The sequence below is a fragment of the Nocardia huaxiensis genome, from assembly GCF_013744875.1.
Taxonomy (GTDB): Bacteria; Actinomycetota; Actinomycetes; order Mycobacteriales; family Mycobacteriaceae; genus Nocardia; species Nocardia huaxiensis.
In genome coordinates this window covers 6,089,581-6,110,526 of sequence record NZ_CP059399.1, presented here as the reverse complement: position 1 = coordinate 6,110,526, position 20,946 = coordinate 6,089,581, and the positions used below count along the sequence as shown (strand labels likewise).

Genomic DNA, 20,946 nt, shown 5'->3' with positions numbered 1-20,946 from the left:
GCTCGGCGGCCCCATGAGAAGCGTTGCGGCACACGCACTTCGGCCGCAGCGCCGCGGCTGTCCGGCTACGCGTTCGCGGTGACCGCGCCCACGCCGGACAGTCGCTCGAACTGCTCGTCGGACAGCTGCACCGCGCCGGCCGCCACGTTCTCTTCGAGATGGGCGATCGACGTGGTGCCCGGGATCGGCAGCACGGTGGGGGAGCGGCGCAGCAGCCACGCCAGCGCCACCTGTGCGGGCGTCGCGCCGACCTCGGCCGCGACCTCGGCGACGGGACCGTCGGCGCCGGCGTGTGCTCCGCCCGCGATGGGGAAGAAGGGAATGAACGCGATCCCTTGGGCCGCAGCGTAATCCACGGCCTCCTCATGTCCGCGCTCGGCGAGGTTGTACATGTTCTGCACGCTCGCGATCGGCGTGATCTCGGCGGCAGCGCGCAACTGCTCCACACTGGCCTCCGACAGGCCGATGTGCCGCGCCTTGCCCGCGTCCACCAGCTCCTTCAGCGCCCCGATCTGATCCTCGAGGGGGTAGGCCGGGTCGATTCGATGCAGTTGCAGCAGGTCGATGCGGTCGAGTTGCAGTCGCCGCAAACTCAATTCGGTCTGCTGCTTCAGATAGGCCGGATGTCCCAGCGGCACCCACTCCACCGGCGACGGTCGCAGGACGCCCACCTTGGTGGCCACCACCACGTCGTCGCGATAGGGGTGCAGCGCCTCGGCGACGAGCTCCTCGTTCTCGCCCAGGGCGTACGAGTCGGCGGTGTCGATGAGGTTCGCGCCGAGCTCCACCGCCCGCCGCAGTACCGCCACGGCGGCCGCCCGATCCTCCGGCGCTCGCCAGATGTGTCCCATTCCGGCCTCGAAGCCGGGTTCCGGCGCTGCCGCCAGACGCATTGTGCCGAAACCGATCCGGTTCACCCGCAGGTCCCCGCCGAGCTCGAATGTTGCTGACATGGTTGCCACTCCTTCGCAGATCGCGCTGTTCGGAGCGGATGAACCTGCAGGGTGGATCTTTTCATTCCCACCTCGGCCCACCCCAGAAATCGGGGCGTGGATTCGCTGGCTCGAAATACGCCTTGACGTCCTATCATCGAGGTCGAACCGGGCGTCCGGATCAGCCAGGGGAGGGGCTTCGATGGACTGCACGACCTGTGTCATTGTCGGAGGGGGACCGGCCGGAATGTTCCTGGGCCTGTTGCTCGCCCGTGCCGGAGTCGAGGTCACCGTATTGGAGAAGCACGCCGACTTCCTCCGCGATTTCCGCGGCGACACGGTGCACCCCACGACCATGGACCTGCTCGACGAGCTCGGCCTGGGCGAGGAGTTCGCCAAACTCCCGCAGCGCCATGTCAGCGAGGTGCAGGTGCCCATCGACGGCCGCATGCGCACCTTCGCCACCATGCGGCGCCTGCCGCTGCGGCACCGCTATATCGCCATGGTGCCGCAGTGGGATCTGCTCGATCTGCTGGCCCGTGCCGCCGACACCGAACCGGCCTTTCACCTGCGCATGAAAACCGAAGTGACAGGGCTCATTCGGGAGGGCGGCCGCGTCACCGGCGTCCGCTACCGGGACCGGCACGGCCGCTGCGCCGAACTGCGCGCCGACCTCACCGTGGCCTGCGACGGCCGCACCTCCGCCGTGCGCGCCGCCGCCGGCCTGCGCACCCGCGCCTGGCCCGTCCCCTTCGATGTCTGGTGGTTTCGCCTGCCGCGCACTGACCGCACCGATCCCAGCGGGGACGTGCAGGTCACCGCGGGCCAGATGGTGGTGCTGGCCGATCGTGGCGACTACTGGCAGTGCGCGGTCATCATCCCGGAAGGCCGCGACGCCGAACTGCGCCGCGCACCCGTCACCGATATCACGCGCCGCATGGCCGAGGCCGCCCCGTGGCTGGCCGACCGCACGCACGTGCTGCGGCACTGGGACGAGGTGAAACTGCTGACAGTGCAACTGGATCGGCTGCACCGCTGGTACACCGAGGGCCTATTGTGCCTCGGCGATGCCGCCCACGCCATGTCGCCACTGGGTGGCGTCGGCATCAACCTGGCGGTGCAGGACGCGGTCGCCGCCGCGAGAATCCTTGCGCCGAAACTGCTTTCCCACACTGTCGAGGTATCCGACCTGGCGCGGGTGCAGCGCCGCCGTGGTTTTCCCACGCGAGTGAGTCAGCGCATGCAGCGCACCATGCACGCCGCCGTGGTGAAGCGGGCCCTGCGCGATGCCGAACTGCGCCCCGAATCCGCCGATGCCCCACCGCTATTGCGCGTCCTGCGCCACATTCCCATCGTGCGATCCATCCCGCTGTTCCTCATGACCCGAGGCGTATTGCCCGAGCACGCACCGGATTTCGCGCGCCGCCCACCCCCGGGCGCCGCGTGTGCGCGGAGCTACCAGACGCCGCGCGGCCGGAACTGAACACTGATGCGCGGCCCGGCCGCGCGCCGGGTCTTGGGCACCGCGTGCTCCCAGGTGCGCTGGCACGACCCACCCATCACGATCAGATCCCCGTGACCGAGGGCGTAGCGGATACTCGCCCCGCCGCCGCGCGGCCGCAGTAGCAACGCCCGCGCCGCACCCACCGACACGATCGCGACCATGGTGTCCTCGGTGGCCCCGCGCCCGAATGTGTCCCCGTGCCAGGCGACACTGTCGTTCCCGTCCCGGTAGTAGCAGAGCCCGGCCGTGGCGAACGGCTCGCCGAGCTCCTCGCGGTAGTGCCCGCTCAAGGCCGAGCGCGCCTCGTCCAGTACAGGATCGGGTAGCTCCTGCCCCTCTTTGTACGAACAGAGAAGCCGTGGCACATCCACCATCCGGTCGTACATGGCCCGCCGATCCACCCGCCACGGTACGTTCGCGGCGAGCCGATCGAACAACTCGTCGGCCCCGGTCAACCACCCGGGCAGCACATCCACCCACGCGCCCGCACTCAGTTCGGTGCGCTGAATCCCGTCCAGCGCACCGAGCCCGATCTCCCCGAAACCATCGAGGAGCGATCCCTGCAGCGGTGTCGACATGCCGCGAATCTATCACGCTGTTCGAACATATGTTCGCGGGAATCAGTCTCGCACCACCGCGGCCGTGTCGTGCCGCGCGAGGAAATCGAGCACGCGACGCACGACGGCCTCCCTGTGCGAGTCCTGGAACAACAGACCGTGTCCAACGCTGGGAACGAGCTGGAACTCGACATCCGGAATGTTCCCGAGAATCCGCTTCTCGGCCGCGCCGGGATCGGGCAGCAGTACCGACTCCGCGCCGTAGATCACCAGCGTGGGCGTTGTAATCGCCCGCAGCTCGGCGTCTTTCAACGGCTTCGGCCACAGTGCGGGTGCCTTGTAGTCGAGCGCGGCCATCGACAGCGCGATCTCTTCGGGCGATGGCTCCAACCCTGGCGTGAGGTACGCGCTGAACCGGCGCAGTTTCTCCGGCGACGGGTTCATGCCGAACCGAATCATCTTGAGCAGCAACCCCCATGGCGGCCGGATGATCCCCGCGCCGGGCTCGATCAGTGTGAGGCTCGCGAGTCGCGTCGACCCGTGGACCCCCGCCATGCTCGCCCGCCACGCCCCGTCGGAATAGCCGAACACATGTGCGCGATCGATTGTCAGCGCGGCCAGCACCTCTTCGATCCAGACCGCGTAGTCGGCGGCCGAGGTGATCGGCGCGGTCTGCTCACTCAGCCCGGGCGCGCCGATGGTGTCGAGCGCGTACACCGTCCGATCCCGGCTCAGCTGCTCGATGATCGGGTACCAGCACAACCCGTTCCCGCCCAGCGGATGAATCAGCACCAGTGGCGTGCCTGCCCCCGAACCCGCCTGTCGCACATGCGTTTTCCCGTGCGATGTCACCACGTCCGCCGTGCTGGACTCCACTCCGGCCGGCCATCGTTCAGCCAGTGCGGCATACCCCTCGAGATACGCCTCGCGCGCCGCCTCGTTCTTCCACTTCCCGATCGTGGCCACAGTCGCCCCTCCGATTCCGCATCACCGTTGATGATATGACCGTACCATGAAAATGGTATGCGCGTACCATCGAGCCTTTCGACGGCCTCGATGAGACAGGAGAACCCGGCCATGCCCCGCTTGGTGGATCACGACCAGAGGCGACGCGAGATCACCACCGTGGCCCGCCGGGTCATCGCCCAGGGCGGCCTGGACGCGGCGACCTTTCAGTCCATCGCCGCCGCGGCGGGCATCTCGGTCCGGTTGATCCAGTACTACTTCGGCACCAAGGCCGATCTGCTGGACGCCACCTTCCGCGCCGTTATCGAGAACGGCGGCGTGCGAATGGCGCAGCGGCTCGGCGCATTAGGGGAGAACCCGGACCCGCGCGATTTCGTGCGCGCCGTCGCCACGGTGGTCATGCCGCTCGACGATGAGGGGCACGAGGACTGCCTGGTCCTGGCGGCCTTCCATGCCGCCGCGCTGGAGGGCTCGGGTCTCAGTGTCGAGGAACGGGTCGGCCCGGTGCGCTGGCTGATCGACGCCTTCGCCGCGCAGATCCGGCGCTATCGCGACGGAAAGGCAAGCGACACCGCCGAACTCGATGCGCAGCTGATCGTCGTGTCGGTCACCGGCATCACGCAGGGCGTGCTGGGCGGCGCGGCCACCCGCGAGCAGGCGGAGCAACTGCTGGACCGCCTGCTCGACAGGACGATGGGGGCCTAGCTCAGCCCTCGTGCACGTGCGTGCGGACGAAATCGACCACAGCATCGGTGAATTCGTCATTGGCGTCACTGGCCGCGGTGTGCGCGGCCGTGCCGATCTCGGCGTACTCGGCAGTGGGCACCAGCGCCCGGAACGCCGCCACGCCCTCGTCGCTCACCACGTCCGACAGCGCGCCGCGCACCAGCAGCACCGGAATGGTCAGATTGCGTGCGGCGGTTTCGAGGGTCTCGGTATTGAAATCGATTTCCTCGCCGTCCCCGCGCTTGGCCATCATGGCCGGATCCCAGTGCCAGTACCAGCGCCCGTCCGAGCGCTGCCGCAGATTCCGTTGCAGCCCTTCGGCATTGCGCGGGCGGCGGCGGTGCGGCAGATACTCGGCGACCGCGTCGGCGGCCTCCTCCAGGGTGGCGAAGCCCTCGGGGTGGCCGCTGAGGAAGTTCAGCACCCGCTCCACGCCCGCGCGTTCGGGCCGCGGCACCACGTCGACGAGCACGAGTCCGGTGATCCGCGCGGCTTCCGGGGTGGCGGTGGCGAGCAGTCCGGTGATGCCGCCCATGCTCGCGCCCACCACGAAAGCCGGCCGGCCGAGTTGCTCCAGGACTGCCAGAAGGTCGCCGACCATGGCGTCGCGCCGGTAGTCGCCGTCGGGCGACCAGTCGCTGTCGCCGTGCCCGCGGGCGTCGAGGAGTACCGCGTGCATTCCGGCCTTGGCCAGCGCCAGCCCGGAGTCCTTCCAGGAGTGCCGGGTCTGCCCGCCTCCGTGCAGGAAGACGACCAGCGGCCCGTCCTGGGGTCCCCAGCTGTCGCCCGCGATCTGGATACCGCCGTGGCCGCGGAAGGTCATCCGGGCGGGTTCGGTGAATTCGGCGTCGTTGCTCACTCCCCGAGCATCGCACATCGGTTTACGGTGTATGAAGACCCGATCGATCATCGGTCCGTGTCCTCGACTGCGAGTGCGTCAGGGCGTGGGCAGTCCCGCCATCAGCCGGGCGGTGCTCTCCGGCGCGAATTCGAGAATCCGCATCGGGAACGGGAACACGATGCCCTCCTCGTCGTAGCGCCGGTGCAGCGCCTTGATGAATTCGCTGACCAGCAGGTATTGATCCTCGTACTGGCGGGTGCGCAGGATGACCCGGAAACCGATGCCGGAGTCGCCGAAGGTGTGGAAGCGCACCCGCGGATCGGCGCCCGCGAAGCCCACATCGAGCTCCTTCATGACCCGGCGCGCGACATCCATGGTCACGGCCTCCACATGGTCGAGGTCGCTGTCGTAGGCGGTGCTCACCTCGACGGTGACGGCCATATCCTGTTCGGGCCGATGGAAGTTGGTGAGAATGGCCTCGGCGAATTTGCGGTTCGGCACGATGATGAAGTTGCCGGGGATGTCCTGAATGGTGGTGGTTCGCCAGTTCACATCGGAGATCCAGCCGGTCTCGCCGGTGTCCAGCTTCACGAAATCGCCGGGATGCACCGTTTTGGAAGCCAGAATGTGCACGCCCGCAAAGAGATTGGCGAGGGTGCCCTCCAGCGCGAGGGCGATGGCCAGCGCGCCGATGCCCAGCGCGCCCAGCAGCGGGGTGATCTTCACGCCGACGCTGTCGAGGGTGATGAGCACGCCGAGCACGAACACGATGACCCGCGTGATGGTGCCGAACAGACTCACCGATCCGGTGACACCGGTCAGCCGCTTGGCCAGCGTCGTCACCACTTCGGCCGCGAGCCGGGCCACGGAGTAGGTGATGGCCAGCAGCAGCGCCGCCTCGAGCATGCGCCGGACGATGTCGGTGGAGAACGGCAGTCCGGTGGGCAGCGCGATCGCCAGGGCGATACCGGCCAGCGAGGTGACGGGCACCGCGAGATCGCGGATCAGTCCGAAGGTCATGCGATGGACCGCGCGGGCTCTGGTCGACATCTTGGCGGAGATGCGATCGACGAGCCGTCGGATCGCGAGTCCGGCGATCGGGCCCAGGACGACGAGAACGCCGGCAATGGCCCAGATCAGCGGTTTGTTCATCGACGATTCCTCCCAGCCTCGGGGTGATGGCGGTGGAACAGATGCAAACCAATCGGTTTGGATCATAGCTGTGAGATAGCTGACATTCCGCCGAACCCCGGTCTGGCAAATCCGCCTGAATACGCAGGTGTGCAGGTGACGGGCCCGATTGCGGCAGGGGTGCGGTGATGGCGGCATTCCCGCGCGCTGCTAGGGTTGCCACTCGAAAAGACATCCTTTAACGGACCGTCCGGTGAGGCGGGGAAGGAGGTCGGCATGGCTGTGCCCGAAGACCGGGCCGCCAAGTCGAGCGCTGGCGAATACTCGCAGCGGCACGATCCCGAACAGGTCGAGGCCGGACGCGAGCTGCTTTCCGATTCGGATGTCGGCCGGACCATCGCGCGCATGGCGCACCAGATCATCGAGAAGACCGCCCTCGATTCCGCCGACCCCGCCCACGCGCGCGTCGTGCTCGTCGGAATCCCCACGCGCGGAACCACTCTCGCCACCCGTCTGGCCGGACGCATCGAAGAGTTCTCCGGCGTCCGCCCCGCGGTGGGCTCGCTGGACATCACCCTCTACCGCGACGATCTGCGCAGCCGCCCGCACCGCCCGCTCGAACGCACCTCGGTGCCCGAGGGCGGCATCGAGGACGCACTGGTGGTGCTGGTCGACGATGTGCTGTTCTCCGGTCGCACCGTGCGCTCGGCCCTCGACGGCCTGCGCGACCTGGGCCGCCCGCGCGCGGTGCAGCTGGCGGTGCTCATCGACCGCGGCCATCGCGAACTGCCCATCCGCGCCGACTACGTCGGCAAGAACGTGCCCACCGCGCGCACCGAGGACATCTCGGTGCTGCTGCGCGAGCACGACGGTCGTGACGGTGTGTACCTGCGTCAGGAGGGGGACAAGTGAAGCATCTGCTGTCGGTCACCGACCTGGACCGCGCCGCGGCCACCGGGCTGCTGGACGAGGCCGAACGCTTCGAGCAGGCGCTGCTGGGCCGCGAGGTCAAGAAGCTGCCGACGCTGCGCGGGCGCACGGTCATGACGGTGTTCTTCGAGAACTCCACCCGCACCCGGGTTTCCTTCGAGGTCGCCGGCAAGTGGATGAGCGCCGACGTCATCAATGTGAGCGCGTCGAGTTCCTCTGTCTCCAAGGGTGAGTCGCTGCGCGACACCGCCCTGACCCTGCACGCGGCGGGTGCGGACGCACTCATCGTGCGGCATCCGGCTTCCGGTGCGGCACACCAGATCGCGCGCTGGTTCAGCGAAATGGACGATGCCGCAGGCGGATACGCCGGGCCGGGTCCTGCCATCATCAATGCCGGTGACGGCACCCACGAGCACCCGACCCAGGCGCTGCTGGACGCGTTGACCCTGCGTCAGCGCCTCGGCGATCTGGAGGGCAAGCGGGTCCTGATCGTCGGCGACATCATCCACAGCCGGGTCGCGCGCTCGAATGCCTTCCTGCTCAGCACACTTGGCGCGGAAGTGGTCCTGGTCGCGCCGCGCACGCTGCTGCCGGTGGGGGTGGAGTCCTGGCCGGTGCGGGTCTCGCATTCGCTCGATGCCGAACTGCCCGGCGCGGACGCGGTCATGATGCTGCGCGTGCAGGCCGAGCGCATGAACGGCGGCTTCTTCCCGTCGGCGCGTGAGTACTCGATCAACTACGGACTGAGCGAACGCCGCCTGGGCATGCTCGGCGACGACGCGGTGGTGCTGCACCCGGGCCCGATGCTGCGCGGCATGGAAATCGCCGCCGCCGTCGCGGATTCCCCGAAAGCGGCTGTGCTGCAACAGGTCAACAACGGCGTCCACATGCGCATGGCGGTGCTGTTCCGCCTGCTGGTCGGCACCGACGAGGTGGTCGCGTGAGCACCCCCGCGACGACCACCGACCAGTACCGAGAGGAGACGGCATGAGCATCCTGATCAAGAACGCCAAGGTCTACGGCGAGGGCGACCCGGTCGACGTGCTGCTCGCCGACGGTGAGATCCGTGCGATCGGCGCGGGACTGCAGGCCGGCGACGCCGAGGTGATCGACGCCTCCGGCCAGATCCTGCTGCCGGGCTTCATCGACCTGCACACACATCTGCGCGAACCGGGCCGCGAGGACACCGAAACCATCGAAACCGGTTCCGCCGCAGCCGCTCTCGGCGGCTACACGGCCGTGTTCGCCATGGCCAACACCAGCCCGGTCGCCGACTCGGTGGTCATCACCGACCACGTGTGGCGGCGCGGCCAGGAGGTCGGCCTGGTGGACGTGTACCCGGTGGGTGCGGTCACCGTCGGCCTGGAGGGCAAGCAGCTCGCCGAAATGGGCACCATGGCAGCCGGAGTCGGTGCGGTGCGCATGTTCTCCGACGACGGCATGTGCGTCTACGACCCGCTGATCATGCGCCGCGCGCTCGAGTACTCGAACTCGCTCGGCGTGCTCATCGCCCAGCACGCGGAGGAGCCGCGCCTGACCAAGGGCGCGGTGGCGCACGAGGGTCCGAACGCCGCCCGGCTGGGACTGGCCGGCTGGCCGCGTGCCGCCGAGGAGTCCATCGTGGCCCGCGACGCGCTGCTGGCCCGCGATGCCGGTGCGCGCGTGCACATCTGCCACGCCTCCACCGCCGGTACCGTCGAGTTGCTGAAATGGGCGAAGGCGCAGGGCATTTCGATCACCGCCGAGGTCACCCCGCACCACCTGCTGCTCGATGATTCGCGCCTGGAGACCTACGACGCGGTGAACCGGGTCAACCCGCCGCTGCGTGAATCCTCGGACGTGGCCGCGCTGCGGCAGGCCCTGGCCGAGGGCGTCATCGACTGCGTCGCCACCGACCACGCCCCGCACGCCGAACAGGACAAGTGCTGTGAGTTCGCCGCGGCCCGCCCCGGCATGCTCGGCCTGGAGACCGCGCTCTCGATCATCGTCGAGACCATGGTCAAGACCGGTCTGCTGGACTGGCGCGGCGTCGCCCAGGTGATGAGCGAGAACCCGGCGCGCATTGTGGGACTGGACGATCAGGGCCGCCCCATCGCGGTCGGCGAACCGGCGAACCTGGTGCTGATCGATCCGGACACCGAATGGACGGTCGAGGCGAAGGAACTCGCGTCGATCGCCCACAACACGCCGTACCAGTCGATGACCCTGCCCGCGAAGGTGACCACCACCTTCCTGCGCGGCAAGGTCACCGCCCGAGACGGCAAGGTCGTCGCCGGGTGAACCGGCGGGTGGGGAAACCGAGGAGGATCTAGATGGAACTGGAACGCTGGCTGTGGATAGCCGGACTGTTCGCACTGTTCCTGCTGAGCCTGTGGGGCATGTACCGCGCCTGGACCGGGCGGGCCCGACGACAGGCGGACTCGATCGGTGCACTCCCGGTGGTGCCCGCCGACTGCGGCGCACAACTGCTGGAACCCACCACGGGCCTGTACCTCGGCAGCACCCTGGCCCCCAGCTGGATTCAGCGAATCACGGTGGGCGACCTGGGTTTTCGCGCCACGGCGGAGATGACCCGCTTCGAGCGCGGCATCCTGCTGCAGCGCGACGGATCGGCCCCGATCTGGATTCCGCAGGAATCCATCACCGCGGTGCGCACCGAGCGCGGGCACGCGGGCAAAGTAATGACAGAAGACGGTGTGCTGGTGATTCGCTGGACGCTGCCGACCGGAACCGAGGTGGATACCGGATTCCGGGGCGACGACAAGGCGGTATATCCGGCATGGACTGGTGTGAAGACGGGAGACGAGGCATGAGCAGCGGCAATACCGCAGTGATGGTGCTCGAGGACGGCCGCGTGTTCCGCGGGACGACCTTCGGAGCCACCGGACAGACCCTGGGCGAGGCGGTGTTCTGCACCGCGATGACCGGTTACCAGGAGACCCTGACCGACCCCAGCTACGACCGCCAGATCGTGGTGGCCACCGCGCCGCAGATCGGCAACACCGGCTGGAACGACGAGGACGACGAGTCGCAGCAGATCTGGGTCGCGGGCTACGCGGTCCGCGATCCGTCGCGCCGCGCCTCGAACTGGCGCTCCAACCGGACGCTCCAGGAGGAGCTCGAGCGTCAGAGCATCGTCGGCATCGCGGGCATCGACACCCGCGCCCTGGTGCGGCACCTGCGCACCCGCGGTTCCATGAAGGCGGGCATCTTCTCCGGCGAATCCCTCGCCGAATACGAGGAGCTCCTCGAGCGCGTCAACGGCCAGCAGTCCATGCTGGGCGCGGACCTGGCCGGCGAGGTCTCCACCAAGGAGATGTACACCGTCGAGCCGATCGGCGAGCACCGCTTCACCGTGGTCGCGGTCGACCTGGGCATCAAGTCCAACACCCCGCGCATGTTCGCCGAGCGCGGCATGCGGGTGCACGTGGTGCCCTCGAACGTCACCCTCGACCAGATCAAGGAACTCAACCCCAACGGTGTGTTCCTGTCCAACGGTCCGGGCGACCCGGCCACCCAGGACGGCGCGGTCGCGCTGACCCAGGGCATCCTCGGCGAGGGCCTGCCGCTGTTCGGCATCTGCTTCGGCAACCAGATCCTGGGCCGGGCGCTGGGCCGCAACACCTACAAGATGAAGTTCGGCCACCGCGGCATCAATATCCCGGTCGTGGAACATCATTCGGGCCGCATCTCGATCACCGCGCAGAATCACGGCTTCGCCCTCGAGGGCGAGCGCGGCGAGGTGTTCGACACCCCGTTCGGCAAGGCCGAGGTCAGCCACGTGTGCGCCAACGACGGCACCGTCGAGGGCCTGAATCTGCTTGATGGCAAGGCTTTCTCGGTCCAGTACCACCCGGAGGCGGCCGCCGGTCCCCATGACGCCGCGTACCTGTTCGACCGCTTCGCAATGCTGATGGAGGGACGCTGATGCCACGCCGCACCGATCTGAACCACATCCTGGTGATCGGCTCCGGCCCGATCGTCATCGGCCAGGCGTGCGAGTTCGACTACTCCGGCACCCAGGCCTGCCGCGTGCTGCGGTCCGAGGGCCTGCGGGTGTCGCTGGTGAACTCCAACCCGGCGACCATCATGACCGACCCGGAATTCGCCGACTCCACCTACGTGGAACCCATTACCTGGGAGTTCGTCGAGAAGGTCATCGCCAAGGAACGCCCGGACGCGATCCTCGCGACCCTCGGTGGCCAGACCGCGCTCAATTGCGCTGTCGCACTGCACGAAAACGGCATCCTGGAGAAGTACAACGTCGAACTCATCGGCGCGGACTTCGACGCCATCCAGCGCGGTGAGGACCGGCAGAAGTTCAAGGACATCGTCGCCAAGGTCGGCGGCGAATCCGCTCGCTCCAAGGTCTGCTACACCATGGCCGAGGTCCGCGAAACCGTTGCCGAACTCGGCTTCCCGGTGGTCGTGCGCCCGTCGTTCACCATGGGTGGCCTGGGCTCGGGCATGGCCTACAACCACGAGGATCTCGATCGCATCGCCGGCGGCGGCCTCGCGGCCTCGCCTACCGCGAACGTGCTCATCGAGGAATCCATCCTGGGCTGGAAGGAATTCGAGCTCGAGCTCATGCGCGACCGCAATGACAATGTGGTCATCGTCTGCTCGATCGAGAACGTGGACCCGATGGGCGTGCACACCGGTGACTCGGTCACCGTCGCCCCGGCCATGACCCTCACCGACCGCGAATACCAGAAGATGCGCGATCTCGGCATCGCGATTCTGCGCGAGGTCGGCGTCGACACCGGCGGCTGCAACATCCAGTTCGCCGTGAACCCCGCCGACGGCCGTCTCATCGTCATCGAGATGAACCCGCGTGTGTCGCGCTCGTCCGCCTTGGCCTCCAAGGCCACGGGTTTCCCGATCGCCAAGATCGCCGCCAAGCTGGCCATCGGCTACACCCTCGACGAGATCGTCAACGACATCACCAAGGAGACCCCGGCCTGTTTCGAGCCCACGCTCGACTATGTGGTCGTCAAGGCTCCGCGCTTCGCCTTCGAGAAGTTCGTGGGCGCCGACCCGACCCTGACCACCACCATGAAGTCGGTCGGCGAGGCAATGTCGCTGGGCCGCAACTTCTCCGAGGCCCTCGGCAAGGTGCTGCGCTCGCTCGAGACCAAGGCCACCGGCTTCTGGACGCTGCCCGACGGCGAGTGGACCGATGTCGAGGCCATCCTCGAGGACCTGCGCACGCCGGTCGAGGGGCGCATCTACCAGGTGGAGCGCGCGCTGCGCCTGGGCGCGAGCGTCGAGGACGTGGCCGCGGCCTCCGGCATCGACCCCTGGTTCGTCGAGGAGGTCGCCGGCCTGGTGGAGCTGCGCCAGGAGGTCATCGACGCCCCCGTGCTGGACGGCGACCTGCTGCGCCGCGCCAAGCACTACGGCCTGTCCGACCGCCAGATCGCCGCGCTGCGACCGGAACTCGCGGGTGAGAACGGTGTGCGCGAGCTGCGCCACCGGCTCGGCATCCGCCCGGTGTTCAAGACCGTCGACACCTGCGCCGCCGAATTCGAGGCCAAGACCCCGTACCACTACTCGGCCTACGAGCTCGATCCGGCCGCGGAATCCGAAGTGGCGCCGCAGCGGGAGCGCGAGAAGGTCATCATCCTGGGTTCCGGCCCGAACCGCATCGGCCAGGGCATCGAGTTCGACTACTCGTGTGTCCATGCGGCGCAGACGCTTTCGGATGCCGGCTACGAGACCATCATGGTCAACTGCAACCCGGAGACCGTCTCCACCGACTACGACACCGCCGACCGCCTCTACTTCGAGCCGCTCACCTTCGAGGACGTGCTCGAGGTGTACCACGCCGAAACCGAGTCGGGCACCGTCGCGGGCGTCATCTGCCAGCTCGGCGGCCAGACCCCGCTGGGCCTGGCGCAGCGCCTGACCGACGCCGGCGTGCCGGTGGTCGGCACCTCCGCCGCCGCCATCGACCTGGCCGAGGACCGCGCCGAATTCGGTGAAGTCCTGGTGGCTGCGGGTCTTCCGGCTCCGAAGTACGGCACCGCCACCACCTTCGAGCAGGCCAAGAAGATCGCCGCCGAGATCGGCTACCCGGTGCTGGTGCGCCCGTCCTACGTGCTGGGCGGGCGCGGCATGGAGATCGTCTACGACGAGCAGACCCTCGAGGGCTACATCTCCCGCGCCACCGACATCTCCCCGAACCGCCCGGTGCTCATCGACCGGTTCCTGGAGGATGCCATCGAGATCGACGTCGACGCCCTGTGCGACGGCGACGAGGTCTACCTGGGCGGCGTCATGGAGCACATCGAGGAGGCCGGCATCCACTCCGGTGACTCCGCGTGCGCCCTGCCCCCGATCACGCTGGGCCGCAGCGATATCGAGGCCGTGCGCCGCTCCACCGCCGCCCTGGCCAAGGGCATCGGCGTGAAGGGCCTGCTGAACGTGCAGTACGCGCTCAAGGACGATGTGCTCTACGTCCTCGAGGCCAACCCGCGCGCCAGCCGCACCGTGCCGTTCGTGTCCAAGGCCACCGCGGTCTCGCTCGCCAAGGCGGCGGCCCGGATCGCTCTGGGCGCAACGATTTCCGACCTGCGCAAGGAGGGCCTGCTGCCCGCCGAGGGCGACGGCGGCTACGCGCCGTTCGACGCCCCGGTCGCGGTGAAGGAAGCCGTGCTTCCGTTCCACCGCTTCCGCCGCCCGGACGGGTCCGGCATCGACTCGCTGCTCTCCCCGGAGATGAAGTCCACCGGTGAGGTCATGGGCATCGACGCCGACTTCGGCACCGCCTTCGCCAAGTCGCAGGCGGCCGCCTACGGTTCACTGCCGACCGAGGGCTCCGCCTTCGTCTCGATCGCCAACCGCGACAAGCGCGCCATGGTCTTCCCGGTGAAGCGCCTGCACGACCTGGGCTTCCGCATCCTCGCCACCGAGGGCACCGCGGAAATGCTGCGCCGCAATGGAATCCCCTGCGAGCGGGTGCGCAAGCACTCGGACCCGGAGCTTGCGGAGGGTCAGTCGGGCACAGCTGAGGGTTCGACTACCTCGCCGAGCATTGTGGACATGATCAAGGACGGCGACGTCGACATCGTGTTCAACACCCCGTACGGCAACAACGGCCCCCGCGTGGACGGCTACGAGATTCGCACCGCCGCAGTCGGTGCGAACATCCCGTGCATCACAACCGTGCAGGGCGCAGCGGCGGCCGTGCAGGGCATCGAGGCCACCATCAACGGCGGCATCGGGGTACGGTCCCTGCAGGAACTCCACGCGACCCTGCGAGGCTGAGACATGGCGACATTCGGTGTGCGGCTGCGGGATGCGATGCGTGAGCACGGTCCGCTGTGCGTGGGTATCGACCCGCATCCGCCGCTGTTGCGGGCCTGGGGACTGTCGGAGGACGTGGCCGGGCTGAAGGCTTTCACCGACGCCTGCGTCGAGGCTTTCGCCGGCCGGGTCGCGCTGGTCAAGCCGCAGGTGGCGTTCTTCGAGACCTACGGTTCCGGCGGAATCCTGGTGCTGGAGGAGGCGATCGGCGAACTGCGCGAGGCCGGCACCCTGGTGCTGGCCGATGCCAAGCGCGGCGATATCGGCTCCACCATGGACGCCTACGCGCACGCCTGGCTCGCCGACGGCCCGCTGGCCAGCGACGCGGTCACGGTCTCGCCGTATCTCGGATTCGGTTCTCTGGCACCGGCTCTGGAGCTGGCGCGGGCGAACGACCGGGGTGTGTTCGTGCTGGCCGCCACCTCGAATCCCGAAGCGGCGGAACTGCAGACCATCACCGGTTCCGACGGGCGCACCATCGCCCAGCGCATGGTCGACGACGCGGCGGCCGCCAATGCCGGGGCCGAATTCGGTTCCGTCGGTGTGGTTGTCGGCGCGACGCTCACCGAAGCGCCGGATCTGAGCGCGCTCAACGGCCCCATCCTCATGCCGGGTGTGGGCGCGCAGGGCGGGGGAGCGGAGTCCATTCGCAAGCTGGTGCCCGAGAGCGATCTCGGCGCGGTCGTGCCGAACGTGTCCCGCGAGGTGCTCAAGGCGGGTCCGTCGGTCGCCGCGCTCCAGGACAAGGTCGCCGAACTCACCGCCGACTTCGCCTTCCTGCAGAGCTGACCTGATCGGCACCAGCGGGCCCGGATCGCATCACCGTGATGCGATCCGGGCCCGCTGTCGTTTTCCCCGCGCGTGATAAATAGGGCAAAACGGACACGGATGGCCGTCCGGCTGTTCGCCCATGGCGAAATCGAACGTGATCAATCTCCAACTCGCCTCGGCCGCATACCGATTCGCCGCTGGGGCGGGATCGGCCACAGCCCCCTTGACGCCCGGCCGAAAAGGCCGTTCCGCCCTAACAAGCGCTCAGTGCTCTTCTCCGGCGCGTGAGCTCGCGGCCCGCACTGGGAACTGCACCCGTGTGCTTTCGTGCCCCTGCGGCCGTTCAGGGTGCGTTTTCGCGGGTTCCGGCGCTGCGCCCGGACCTCGGACGCCCTCCGTCGCGAACTCGCTGTGAAGCGCGACACGCGGTGCGCAAAATGCGCGACACGCCGAGGAATCCGAGAAAGTTCCAGGTCGCGCGATCACGGGTCGGTCACGGCCGGATCCGGGGCTCGAACGTGCGTTCCAGCCCACCGCTCCGTGCCTGAAAAACCCCTGGCTACAAGGACATTCGTGAATTCGGGGTTACGATGGCCGCGGCCGCTCCGGGACAACCCACCCCGGCGACCGTCCGACCTGGTCGTGCCCGGAATCACGCGCTGACCTGGGGGGCGGGTTCGCAATCGCGAGGCGTCGTGGGTACGGTCGCTGAGACCACCGGGTTACCGGCGGTAGATCAAGCAATGAACGATGAGACGGAGGAACCGTGGCCCTTCCCCAGCTGACTGACGAGCAGCGCGCCGCTGCTTTGGAGAAGGCGGCTGCCGCTCGCCGCGCTCGGGCGGAGCTCAAGGAGCGCTTGAAGCGTGGCGGTACTGACCTGAAGACGGTCCTTGCCGATGCCGAGAAGGACGAAGTTCTCGGCAAGATGAAGGTTTCGGCTCTGCTCGAGGCTCTGCCGAAGGTGGGCAAGGTCAAGGCGGCCGAGATCATGAGCGAACTGGAGATCGCTCCCACCCGCCGCCTGCGTGGTCTGGGCGACCGGCAGCGCAAGGCGCTGCTGCAGCGCTTCGACTTCAGCGTCGATTAATCCGAGGGTGGTCGCACACACTCGGAAGGGTCGGCTGGTTGTACTGGTCGGCCCCTCGGCCGTAGGCAAGTCCACCGTCGTGCGCTGCGTGCGCGAACGACTGCCCGAATTGGTTTTCAGTGTGTCGGCCACCACCCGGGCTCCCCGGCCCGGCGAGGTGGACGGACGTGACTACCACTTCGTCACCCGCGAGAAGTTCGACGCCATGATCGAGGCGGGCGACCTCCTCGAGTGGGCCGACATCCACGGTGGACTGCAGCGGTCGGGCACCCCGGCCGCACCTGTGCGGGAGGCCCTCGAGGCCGGGCATCACGTGCTGATCGAGGTCGACCTCGAAGGCGCGCGCTCGATCCGCAAGACCATGCCGGAGGCCAAGCAGGTCTTCCTGGCCCCGCCCTCCTGGGAAGAACTGGTGTCCCGCCTCACCTCGCGCGGCACCGAATCGCCCGAGGTGATCGAGCGTCGGCTGCAGACCGCCGAGATCGAAATGGCGGCATGTGACGAGTTCGACATCGTCATCGTGAACGACGAGGTGACCAGCGCCTGCGAGCGATTGGTATCGTTGTTCGTTAGCACAAATTCGAGATGAGCCTTCCGAGGCTGATCTCGGACACCGGCTCTTTCTCCTGCTTGATGCATCAGACGGAGCTGTGAGCCGGTACCGCATCCCCTTCCGAACAACCCGCAGGAGCCCTCCTAGTGAGTGATCTCAAGACCGTGCCCGCATACGACACTCCGGTCGGCCTCACCAACCCGCCGATCGACGAGCTGCTCGAGCGCACGTCGTCCAAGTACGCGCTGGTCATCTATGCGGCCAAGCGGGCCCGGCAGATCAACGACTACTACAACCAGCTCGGCGACGGCATTCTCGAGTACGTCGGCCCGCTGGTCGAGCCGGGTCTGCAGGAGAAGCCGCTGTCGGTCGCCATGCGCGAGATCCACGCCGATCTGCTCGAGCACTCCGAAGGCGAGTAAGACCCGTAGTCCGGGTCTACTCGGATTTCGGAGCGGTACAACGTAACGACGGCGCTGGAGGCGTAGTGAAGACTCCCATCGCGCACTGGAGCGCGACACACACCCGGAGCGAGCGGTGACCCGGGTCGTCGTCGGAGTAGGCGGCGGCATCGCCGCATACAAGGCATGCAACCTCGTGCGCCGGTTCACCGAAACCGGGCACGAGGTTCGCGTCATTCCCACCGAAGCGGCGCTGCAATTCGTCGGCAAGGCGACTTTCGAAGCGCTGTCCGGCAATCCGGTGCACACCGGCGTGTTCGCCGATGTGCCGGAGGTGCCGCACGTGCGCCTCGGGCAGGAAGCCGATCTGGTCGTCATCGCGCCCGCCACCGCGGACCTCATGGCCCGCGCCGCGCAGGGCCGCGCCGACGACCTGCTCACCGCCACACTTCTCACGGCGCGATGTCCCGTGCTGTTCGCCCCGGCCATGCACACCGAGATGTGGGAGCATCCGGCCACGCGGGAGAACGTCGAGACGCTGCGCCGGCACGGGGCCATCGTGATGGAACCCGCGCACGGGCGTCTGACCGGAGCCGACACCGGCGCCGGGCGGCTGCCCGAGCCCGAGGAGATCTTCGGGCTGGCCACACTGCTGCTGGAACGGGCCGACGCGATTCCGCGCGACCTCGAGGGCAAGCGGGTCGTGGTGTCCGCGGGCGGAACTCGCGAACCCCTCGACCCGGTGCGCTTCCTCGGCAACCGGAGTTCGGGCAAGCAGGGCTACGCCCTGGCGCGGGTCGCCGCGCAGCGCGGCGCGCAGGTCACGCTCATCGCGGGCAACACCATCGGCCTGGAACCCCCGGCCGCGGTCGAGGTCGTGCACGTGACCACCGCCGAACAGCTCAAGGTCGCCGTGGACAAGCACGCGCTGGGCGCGGACGCGGTGATCATGGCTGCGGCCGTGGCCGACTTCCGGCCGGTGAACGTGGCCGCGGCGAAGATCAAAAAGGGTGCGGGCGAACCAAATTCGATCGAGTTGTCCAAGACCCCCGACATCCTCGCCGGACTGGTGCAGGCGCGTCGCGAAGGGCAGCTCCCGGGTACCGCCATCGTGGGTTTCGCCGCCGAGACCGGTGACGAACACGCCGATGTGCTCACCCATGCCAGAGCCAAGCTGGCCCGTAAGGGCTGCGATTTGTTGGTGGTCAACGCCGTTGGTGAAGGCAAAGCCTTCGAGGTAGACCATAATGATGGTTGGCTGCTCGGTGCCGACGGCACCGAGATCGCCTTGGATCACGGATCCAAGGCCCTGCTGGCCAGCCGGGTGCTCGACGCACTCGGCCCCTTGCTCCGCTGAAGCCTCGGCACCGCAGGGTTCGGACAGTCCCGTATTAGGCACGGCAACTGTCTGAGTCACAATATGTTCGTCATCGCGGCGACCCCCGCCGGGTGACGGACCTGTTGGCATAACCTGAGACAAAGGGTTGTGCGGTGGCTGGTTTTGTCGGTGAGACGGAGCCGCTACTGTCGCAACCCGATACGAGAAACCCGTTGAGGGAGAGGGAACAACTGTGCGCACGTCTGGCAGCCGCCTATTCACCAGTGAGTCCGTGACCGAGGGTCACCCGGACAAAATCTGTGATGCCATCAGCGATTCCATCCTCGACGCGTTGCTCGCGGCCGATCCGCGCAGCCGGGTCGCGGTGGAGACCCTGGTGACCACCGGTCAGGTGCACGTGGCCGGTGAGGTCACCACCTCGGCCTACGCCGACATCCCGACCATCGTCCGCGAGAAGGTCCTGGAGATCGGATACGACTCCTCCGCAAAGGGTTTCGACGGCGCGTCCTGCGGCGTGAACGTCGCCATCGGCGCGCAGTCGCCGGATATCGCCCAGGGCGTTGATCATTCGCACGAGGCCCGCGTCGGCGGCGAGGACGACGACATCGCCCGCCAGGGCGCCGGCGACCAGGGCCTCATGTTCGGCTACGCCACCGTCGAGACCCCCGAGCTCATGCCGCTGCCGATCTCGCTGGCGCACAAGCTGTCTCGCCGCCTCACCGAGGTCCGCAAGTCCGGCGTGCTGCCGTACCTGCGCCCCGACGGCAAGACCCAGGTCACCATCGAATACGACGGTTCGATCCCGGTCCGCCTGGACACGGTGGTCATCTCGACCCAGCACGCCGCCGACATCGACCTGGACAACCTGCTGACTCCGGACATCCGCGAGAAGGTCGTCGATTCGGTACTGGGCGAGCTCGAGCTCCCCAACCCCCTGGACACCTCGAACGTGCGCCTGCTGGTCAACCCCACCGGCAAGTTCGTCCTCGGCGGTCCCATGGGTGACGCCGGCCTGACCGGTCGCAAGATCATCGTCGACACCTACGGCGGTATGGCCCGCCACGGCGGCGGCGCCTTCTCCGGCAAGGACCCGTCGAAGGTCGACCGCTCGGCCGCGTACGCCATGCGCTGGGTCGCCAAGAACGTCGTCGCCGCCGGTCTGGCCGAGCGCACCGAGGTCCAGGTCGCCTACGCCATCGGCAAGGCGGCCCCGGTCGGCCTGTTCGTCGAGACCTTCGGCACCGAGAAGATCGACCCCTCGAAGATCTCCGCCGCCATCAGCGAAGTCTTCGACCTGCGTCCGGGCGCGATCATTCGCGACCTGGACCTGCTGCGCCCCATCTACGCCCCCACCGCCGCGTACGGCCACTTCGGCCGCACCGACGTGGACCTGCCCTGGGAGCGCACCGACCGCGCCGACAAACTGCGCGCGGCCGCCGGTCTGTAATCGCACGACACCGGCCATCCGGCGGGAGCCCCGGCTCTCGCCCCGGCCGGACCGGCGGGGCGACCCCGTCACCACACAGCGGAATCCTGTGCCCCGGCACAGGATTTCGCTGTTGCTAGGGCAGAAAACGAAACCCCCGAGGCGCACTCGGCGGCCCCTCCGCCACCGGGAACACCTCATCGACCGCGCGGCAGGAGGTTGAGGCGATGTCCGGCGAAGCGGCCGAATCCGTATCGGGCACACTCCAGCCCGCGGCCCCGGCCCCGCAGCACTCCGATGCCCCGGTGGCCCCGCAGCACCCCGCCGGGGCTGCGAGCCCGGTGTCGGTGAGCCCGGCTCATACGGCACGCGTCGCGACCGGGACAAGTGCTGCGATGCCCGCGTCGGATCCGACCGAGTCGGCGGAAGATGATGGGGCGCTGTCGATTTCGCTCCTCAACACCGATGTGC

General features: G+C 68.1%; 19 protein-coding genes. 14 read left to right on the top strand and 5 right to left on the bottom strand.

The window, feature by feature from the left end; translation table 11 throughout:
- Positions 1-65 precede the first annotated feature (65 nt).
- Entirely contained in the window at positions 66-953 is an 888-nt protein-coding gene (locus H0264_RS27690; RefSeq protein ID WP_181580274.1) for an aldo/keto reductase, read from the bottom strand.
- Between the two features lie 181 nt (positions 954-1,134).
- Between H0264_RS27690 and H0264_RS27685 the strand changes: the two genes are divergently transcribed.
- Positions 1,135-2,415: an FAD-dependent oxidoreductase gene (locus H0264_RS27685; RefSeq protein ID WP_181580273.1), complete on the top strand. Its 1,281-nt coding sequence runs from the start codon at positions 1,135-1,137 to the stop codon at positions 2,413-2,415.
- On the opposite strand, the gene H0264_RS27680 is transcribed toward H0264_RS27685, so the two are convergent.
- A complete protein-coding gene (locus tag H0264_RS27680) occupies positions 2,388-3,014 on the bottom strand; it encodes an alpha-ketoglutarate-dependent dioxygenase AlkB (protein WP_181580272.1) in 627 nt (208 codons plus the stop codon). The genes H0264_RS27685 and H0264_RS27680 overlap by 28 nt on opposite strands.
- A gap of 42 nt (positions 3,015-3,056) precedes the next feature.
- Entirely contained in the window at positions 3,057-3,959 is a 903-nt protein-coding gene (locus tag H0264_RS27675) for an alpha/beta fold hydrolase (protein ID WP_181580271.1), read from the bottom strand.
- A 111-nt stretch (positions 3,960-4,070) separates the two neighbouring features.
- Between H0264_RS27675 and H0264_RS27670 the strand changes: the two genes are divergently transcribed.
- Positions 4,071-4,664 (top strand): TetR/AcrR family transcriptional regulator, encoded by a 594-nt coding sequence (locus H0264_RS27670; protein ID WP_181580270.1) that lies wholly within the window; start codon positions 4,071-4,073, stop codon positions 4,662-4,664.
- A 1-nt stretch (position 4,665) separates the two neighbouring features.
- Here H0264_RS27670 and H0264_RS27665 read toward each other — a convergent pair whose 3' ends face one another.
- On the bottom strand, positions 4,666-5,508 hold the full coding sequence (locus tag H0264_RS27665) for an alpha/beta fold hydrolase (protein WP_231087340.1): 843 nt from the start codon (positions 5,506-5,508) through the stop codon (positions 4,666-4,668).
- A gap of 114 nt (positions 5,509-5,622) precedes the next feature.
- Positions 5,623-6,678 (bottom strand): mechanosensitive ion channel family protein, encoded by a 1,056-nt coding sequence (locus tag H0264_RS27660; RefSeq protein ID WP_181580268.1) that lies wholly within the window; start codon positions 6,676-6,678, stop codon positions 5,623-5,625.
- Between the two features lie 255 nt (positions 6,679-6,933).
- Between H0264_RS27660 and pyrR the strand changes: the two genes are divergently transcribed.
- The 12 genes from pyrR to metK all read left to right on the top strand — a co-directional run bounded on the left by pyrR (position 6,934) and on the right by metK (position 20,496).
- Complete coding sequence (gene pyrR / locus H0264_RS27655) at positions 6,934-7,569, top strand: bifunctional pyr operon transcriptional regulator/uracil phosphoribosyltransferase PyrR (protein ID WP_181580267.1); 636 nt, start codon at positions 6,934-6,936, stop codon at positions 7,567-7,569.
- The gene (locus H0264_RS27650) at positions 7,566-8,531 is read left to right on the top strand and encodes an aspartate carbamoyltransferase catalytic subunit (RefSeq protein ID WP_181580266.1); all 966 of its coding nucleotides are present in this window, start codon (positions 7,566-7,568) and stop codon (positions 8,529-8,531) included. Before pyrR ends, H0264_RS27650 begins: the two co-directional genes overlap by 4 nt.
- Before the next feature lie 43 nt (positions 8,532-8,574).
- The gene (locus H0264_RS27645) at positions 8,575-9,867 is read left to right on the top strand and encodes a dihydroorotase (protein ID WP_181580265.1); all 1,293 of its coding nucleotides are present in this window, start codon (positions 8,575-8,577) and stop codon (positions 9,865-9,867) included.
- A 32-nt stretch (positions 9,868-9,899) separates the two neighbouring features.
- Positions 9,900-10,400 (top strand): PH-like domain-containing protein, encoded by a 501-nt coding sequence (locus tag H0264_RS27640; protein ID WP_231085101.1) that lies wholly within the window; start codon positions 9,900-9,902, stop codon positions 10,398-10,400.
- Positions 10,397-11,515: a glutamine-hydrolyzing carbamoyl-phosphate synthase small subunit gene (carA, locus tag H0264_RS27635; RefSeq protein ID WP_181580264.1), complete on the top strand. Its 1,119-nt coding sequence runs from the start codon at positions 10,397-10,399 to the stop codon at positions 11,513-11,515. The genes H0264_RS27640 and carA overlap by 4 nt, the downstream gene beginning before the upstream one ends.
- Positions 11,515-14,856, top strand: a complete 3,342-nt coding sequence (gene carB, locus H0264_RS27630) for a carbamoyl-phosphate synthase large subunit (RefSeq protein ID WP_181580263.1) — start codon at positions 11,515-11,517, stop codon at positions 14,854-14,856. Before carA ends, carB begins: the two co-directional genes overlap by 1 nt.
- Positions 14,857-14,859: 3 nt before the next feature.
- Positions 14,860-15,684: an orotidine-5'-phosphate decarboxylase gene (gene pyrF, locus H0264_RS27625; protein ID WP_181580262.1), complete on the top strand. Its 825-nt coding sequence runs from the start codon at positions 14,860-14,862 to the stop codon at positions 15,682-15,684.
- A 748-nt stretch (positions 15,685-16,432) separates the two neighbouring features.
- Positions 16,433-16,756 carry an integration host factor, actinobacterial type gene (gene mihF, locus H0264_RS27620; RefSeq protein ID WP_181580261.1) on the top strand — a complete coding sequence of 108 codons (324 nt, stop codon included), beginning with the start codon at positions 16,433-16,435 and terminating at the stop codon, positions 16,754-16,756.
- A gap of 7 nt (positions 16,757-16,763) precedes the next feature.
- On the top strand, positions 16,764-17,345 hold the full coding sequence (gene gmk, locus H0264_RS27615) for a guanylate kinase (protein ID WP_181580260.1): 582 nt from the start codon (positions 16,764-16,766) through the stop codon (positions 17,343-17,345).
- 110 nt (positions 17,346-17,455) lie between these two features.
- The gene (gene rpoZ, locus H0264_RS27610; RefSeq protein ID WP_181580259.1) at positions 17,456-17,731 is read left to right on the top strand and encodes a DNA-directed RNA polymerase subunit omega; all 276 of its coding nucleotides are present in this window, start codon (positions 17,456-17,458) and stop codon (positions 17,729-17,731) included.
- 115 nt (positions 17,732-17,846) lie between these two features.
- A complete protein-coding gene (gene coaBC, locus H0264_RS27605; RefSeq protein WP_181580258.1) occupies positions 17,847-19,067 on the top strand; it encodes a bifunctional phosphopantothenoylcysteine decarboxylase/phosphopantothenate--cysteine ligase CoaBC in 1,221 nt (406 codons plus the stop codon).
- 214 nt (positions 19,068-19,281) lie between these two features.
- Positions 19,282-20,496: a methionine adenosyltransferase gene (metK, locus tag H0264_RS27600; RefSeq protein ID WP_181580257.1), complete on the top strand. Its 1,215-nt coding sequence runs from the start codon at positions 19,282-19,284 to the stop codon at positions 20,494-20,496.
- The last annotated feature ends 450 nt before the right edge of the window (positions 20,497-20,946 follow it).

Excerpts from the sequence above, each read along its gene's own strand:
- H0264_RS27690 (WP_181580274.1), bottom strand. The coding sequence starts at position 953 with ATGTCAGCAACATTCGAGCTCGGCGGGGACCTGCGGGTGAACCGGATC.
- H0264_RS27685 (WP_181580273.1), top strand. The coding sequence starts at position 1,135 with ATGGACTGCACGACCTGTGTCATTGTCGGAGGGGGACCGGCCGGAATG.
- H0264_RS27680 (WP_181580272.1), bottom strand. The coding sequence starts at position 3,014 with ATGTCGACACCGCTGCAGGGATCGCTCCTCGATGGTTTCGGGGAGATC.
- H0264_RS27670 (WP_181580270.1), top strand. The coding sequence starts at position 4,071 with ATGCCCCGCTTGGTGGATCACGACCAGAGGCGACGCGAGATCACCACC.
- H0264_RS27665 (WP_231087340.1), bottom strand. The coding sequence starts at position 5,508 with ATGACCTTCCGCGGCCACGGCGGTATCCAGATCGCGGGCGACAGCTGG.
- H0264_RS27660 (WP_181580268.1), bottom strand. The coding sequence starts at position 6,678 with ATGAACAAACCGCTGATCTGGGCCATTGCCGGCGTTCTCGTCGTCCTG.
- pyrR (WP_181580267.1), top strand. The coding sequence starts at position 6,934 with ATGGCTGTGCCCGAAGACCGGGCCGCCAAGTCGAGCGCTGGCGAATAC.
- H0264_RS27645 (WP_181580265.1), top strand. The coding sequence starts at position 8,575 with ATGAGCATCCTGATCAAGAACGCCAAGGTCTACGGCGAGGGCGACCCG.
- H0264_RS27640 (WP_231085101.1), top strand. The coding sequence starts at position 9,900 with ATGGAACTGGAACGCTGGCTGTGGATAGCCGGACTGTTCGCACTGTTC.
- carA (WP_181580264.1), top strand. The coding sequence starts at position 10,397 with ATGAGCAGCGGCAATACCGCAGTGATGGTGCTCGAGGACGGCCGCGTG.
- carB (WP_181580263.1), top strand. The coding sequence starts at position 11,515 with ATGCCACGCCGCACCGATCTGAACCACATCCTGGTGATCGGCTCCGGC.
- pyrF (WP_181580262.1), top strand. The coding sequence starts at position 14,860 with ATGGCGACATTCGGTGTGCGGCTGCGGGATGCGATGCGTGAGCACGGT.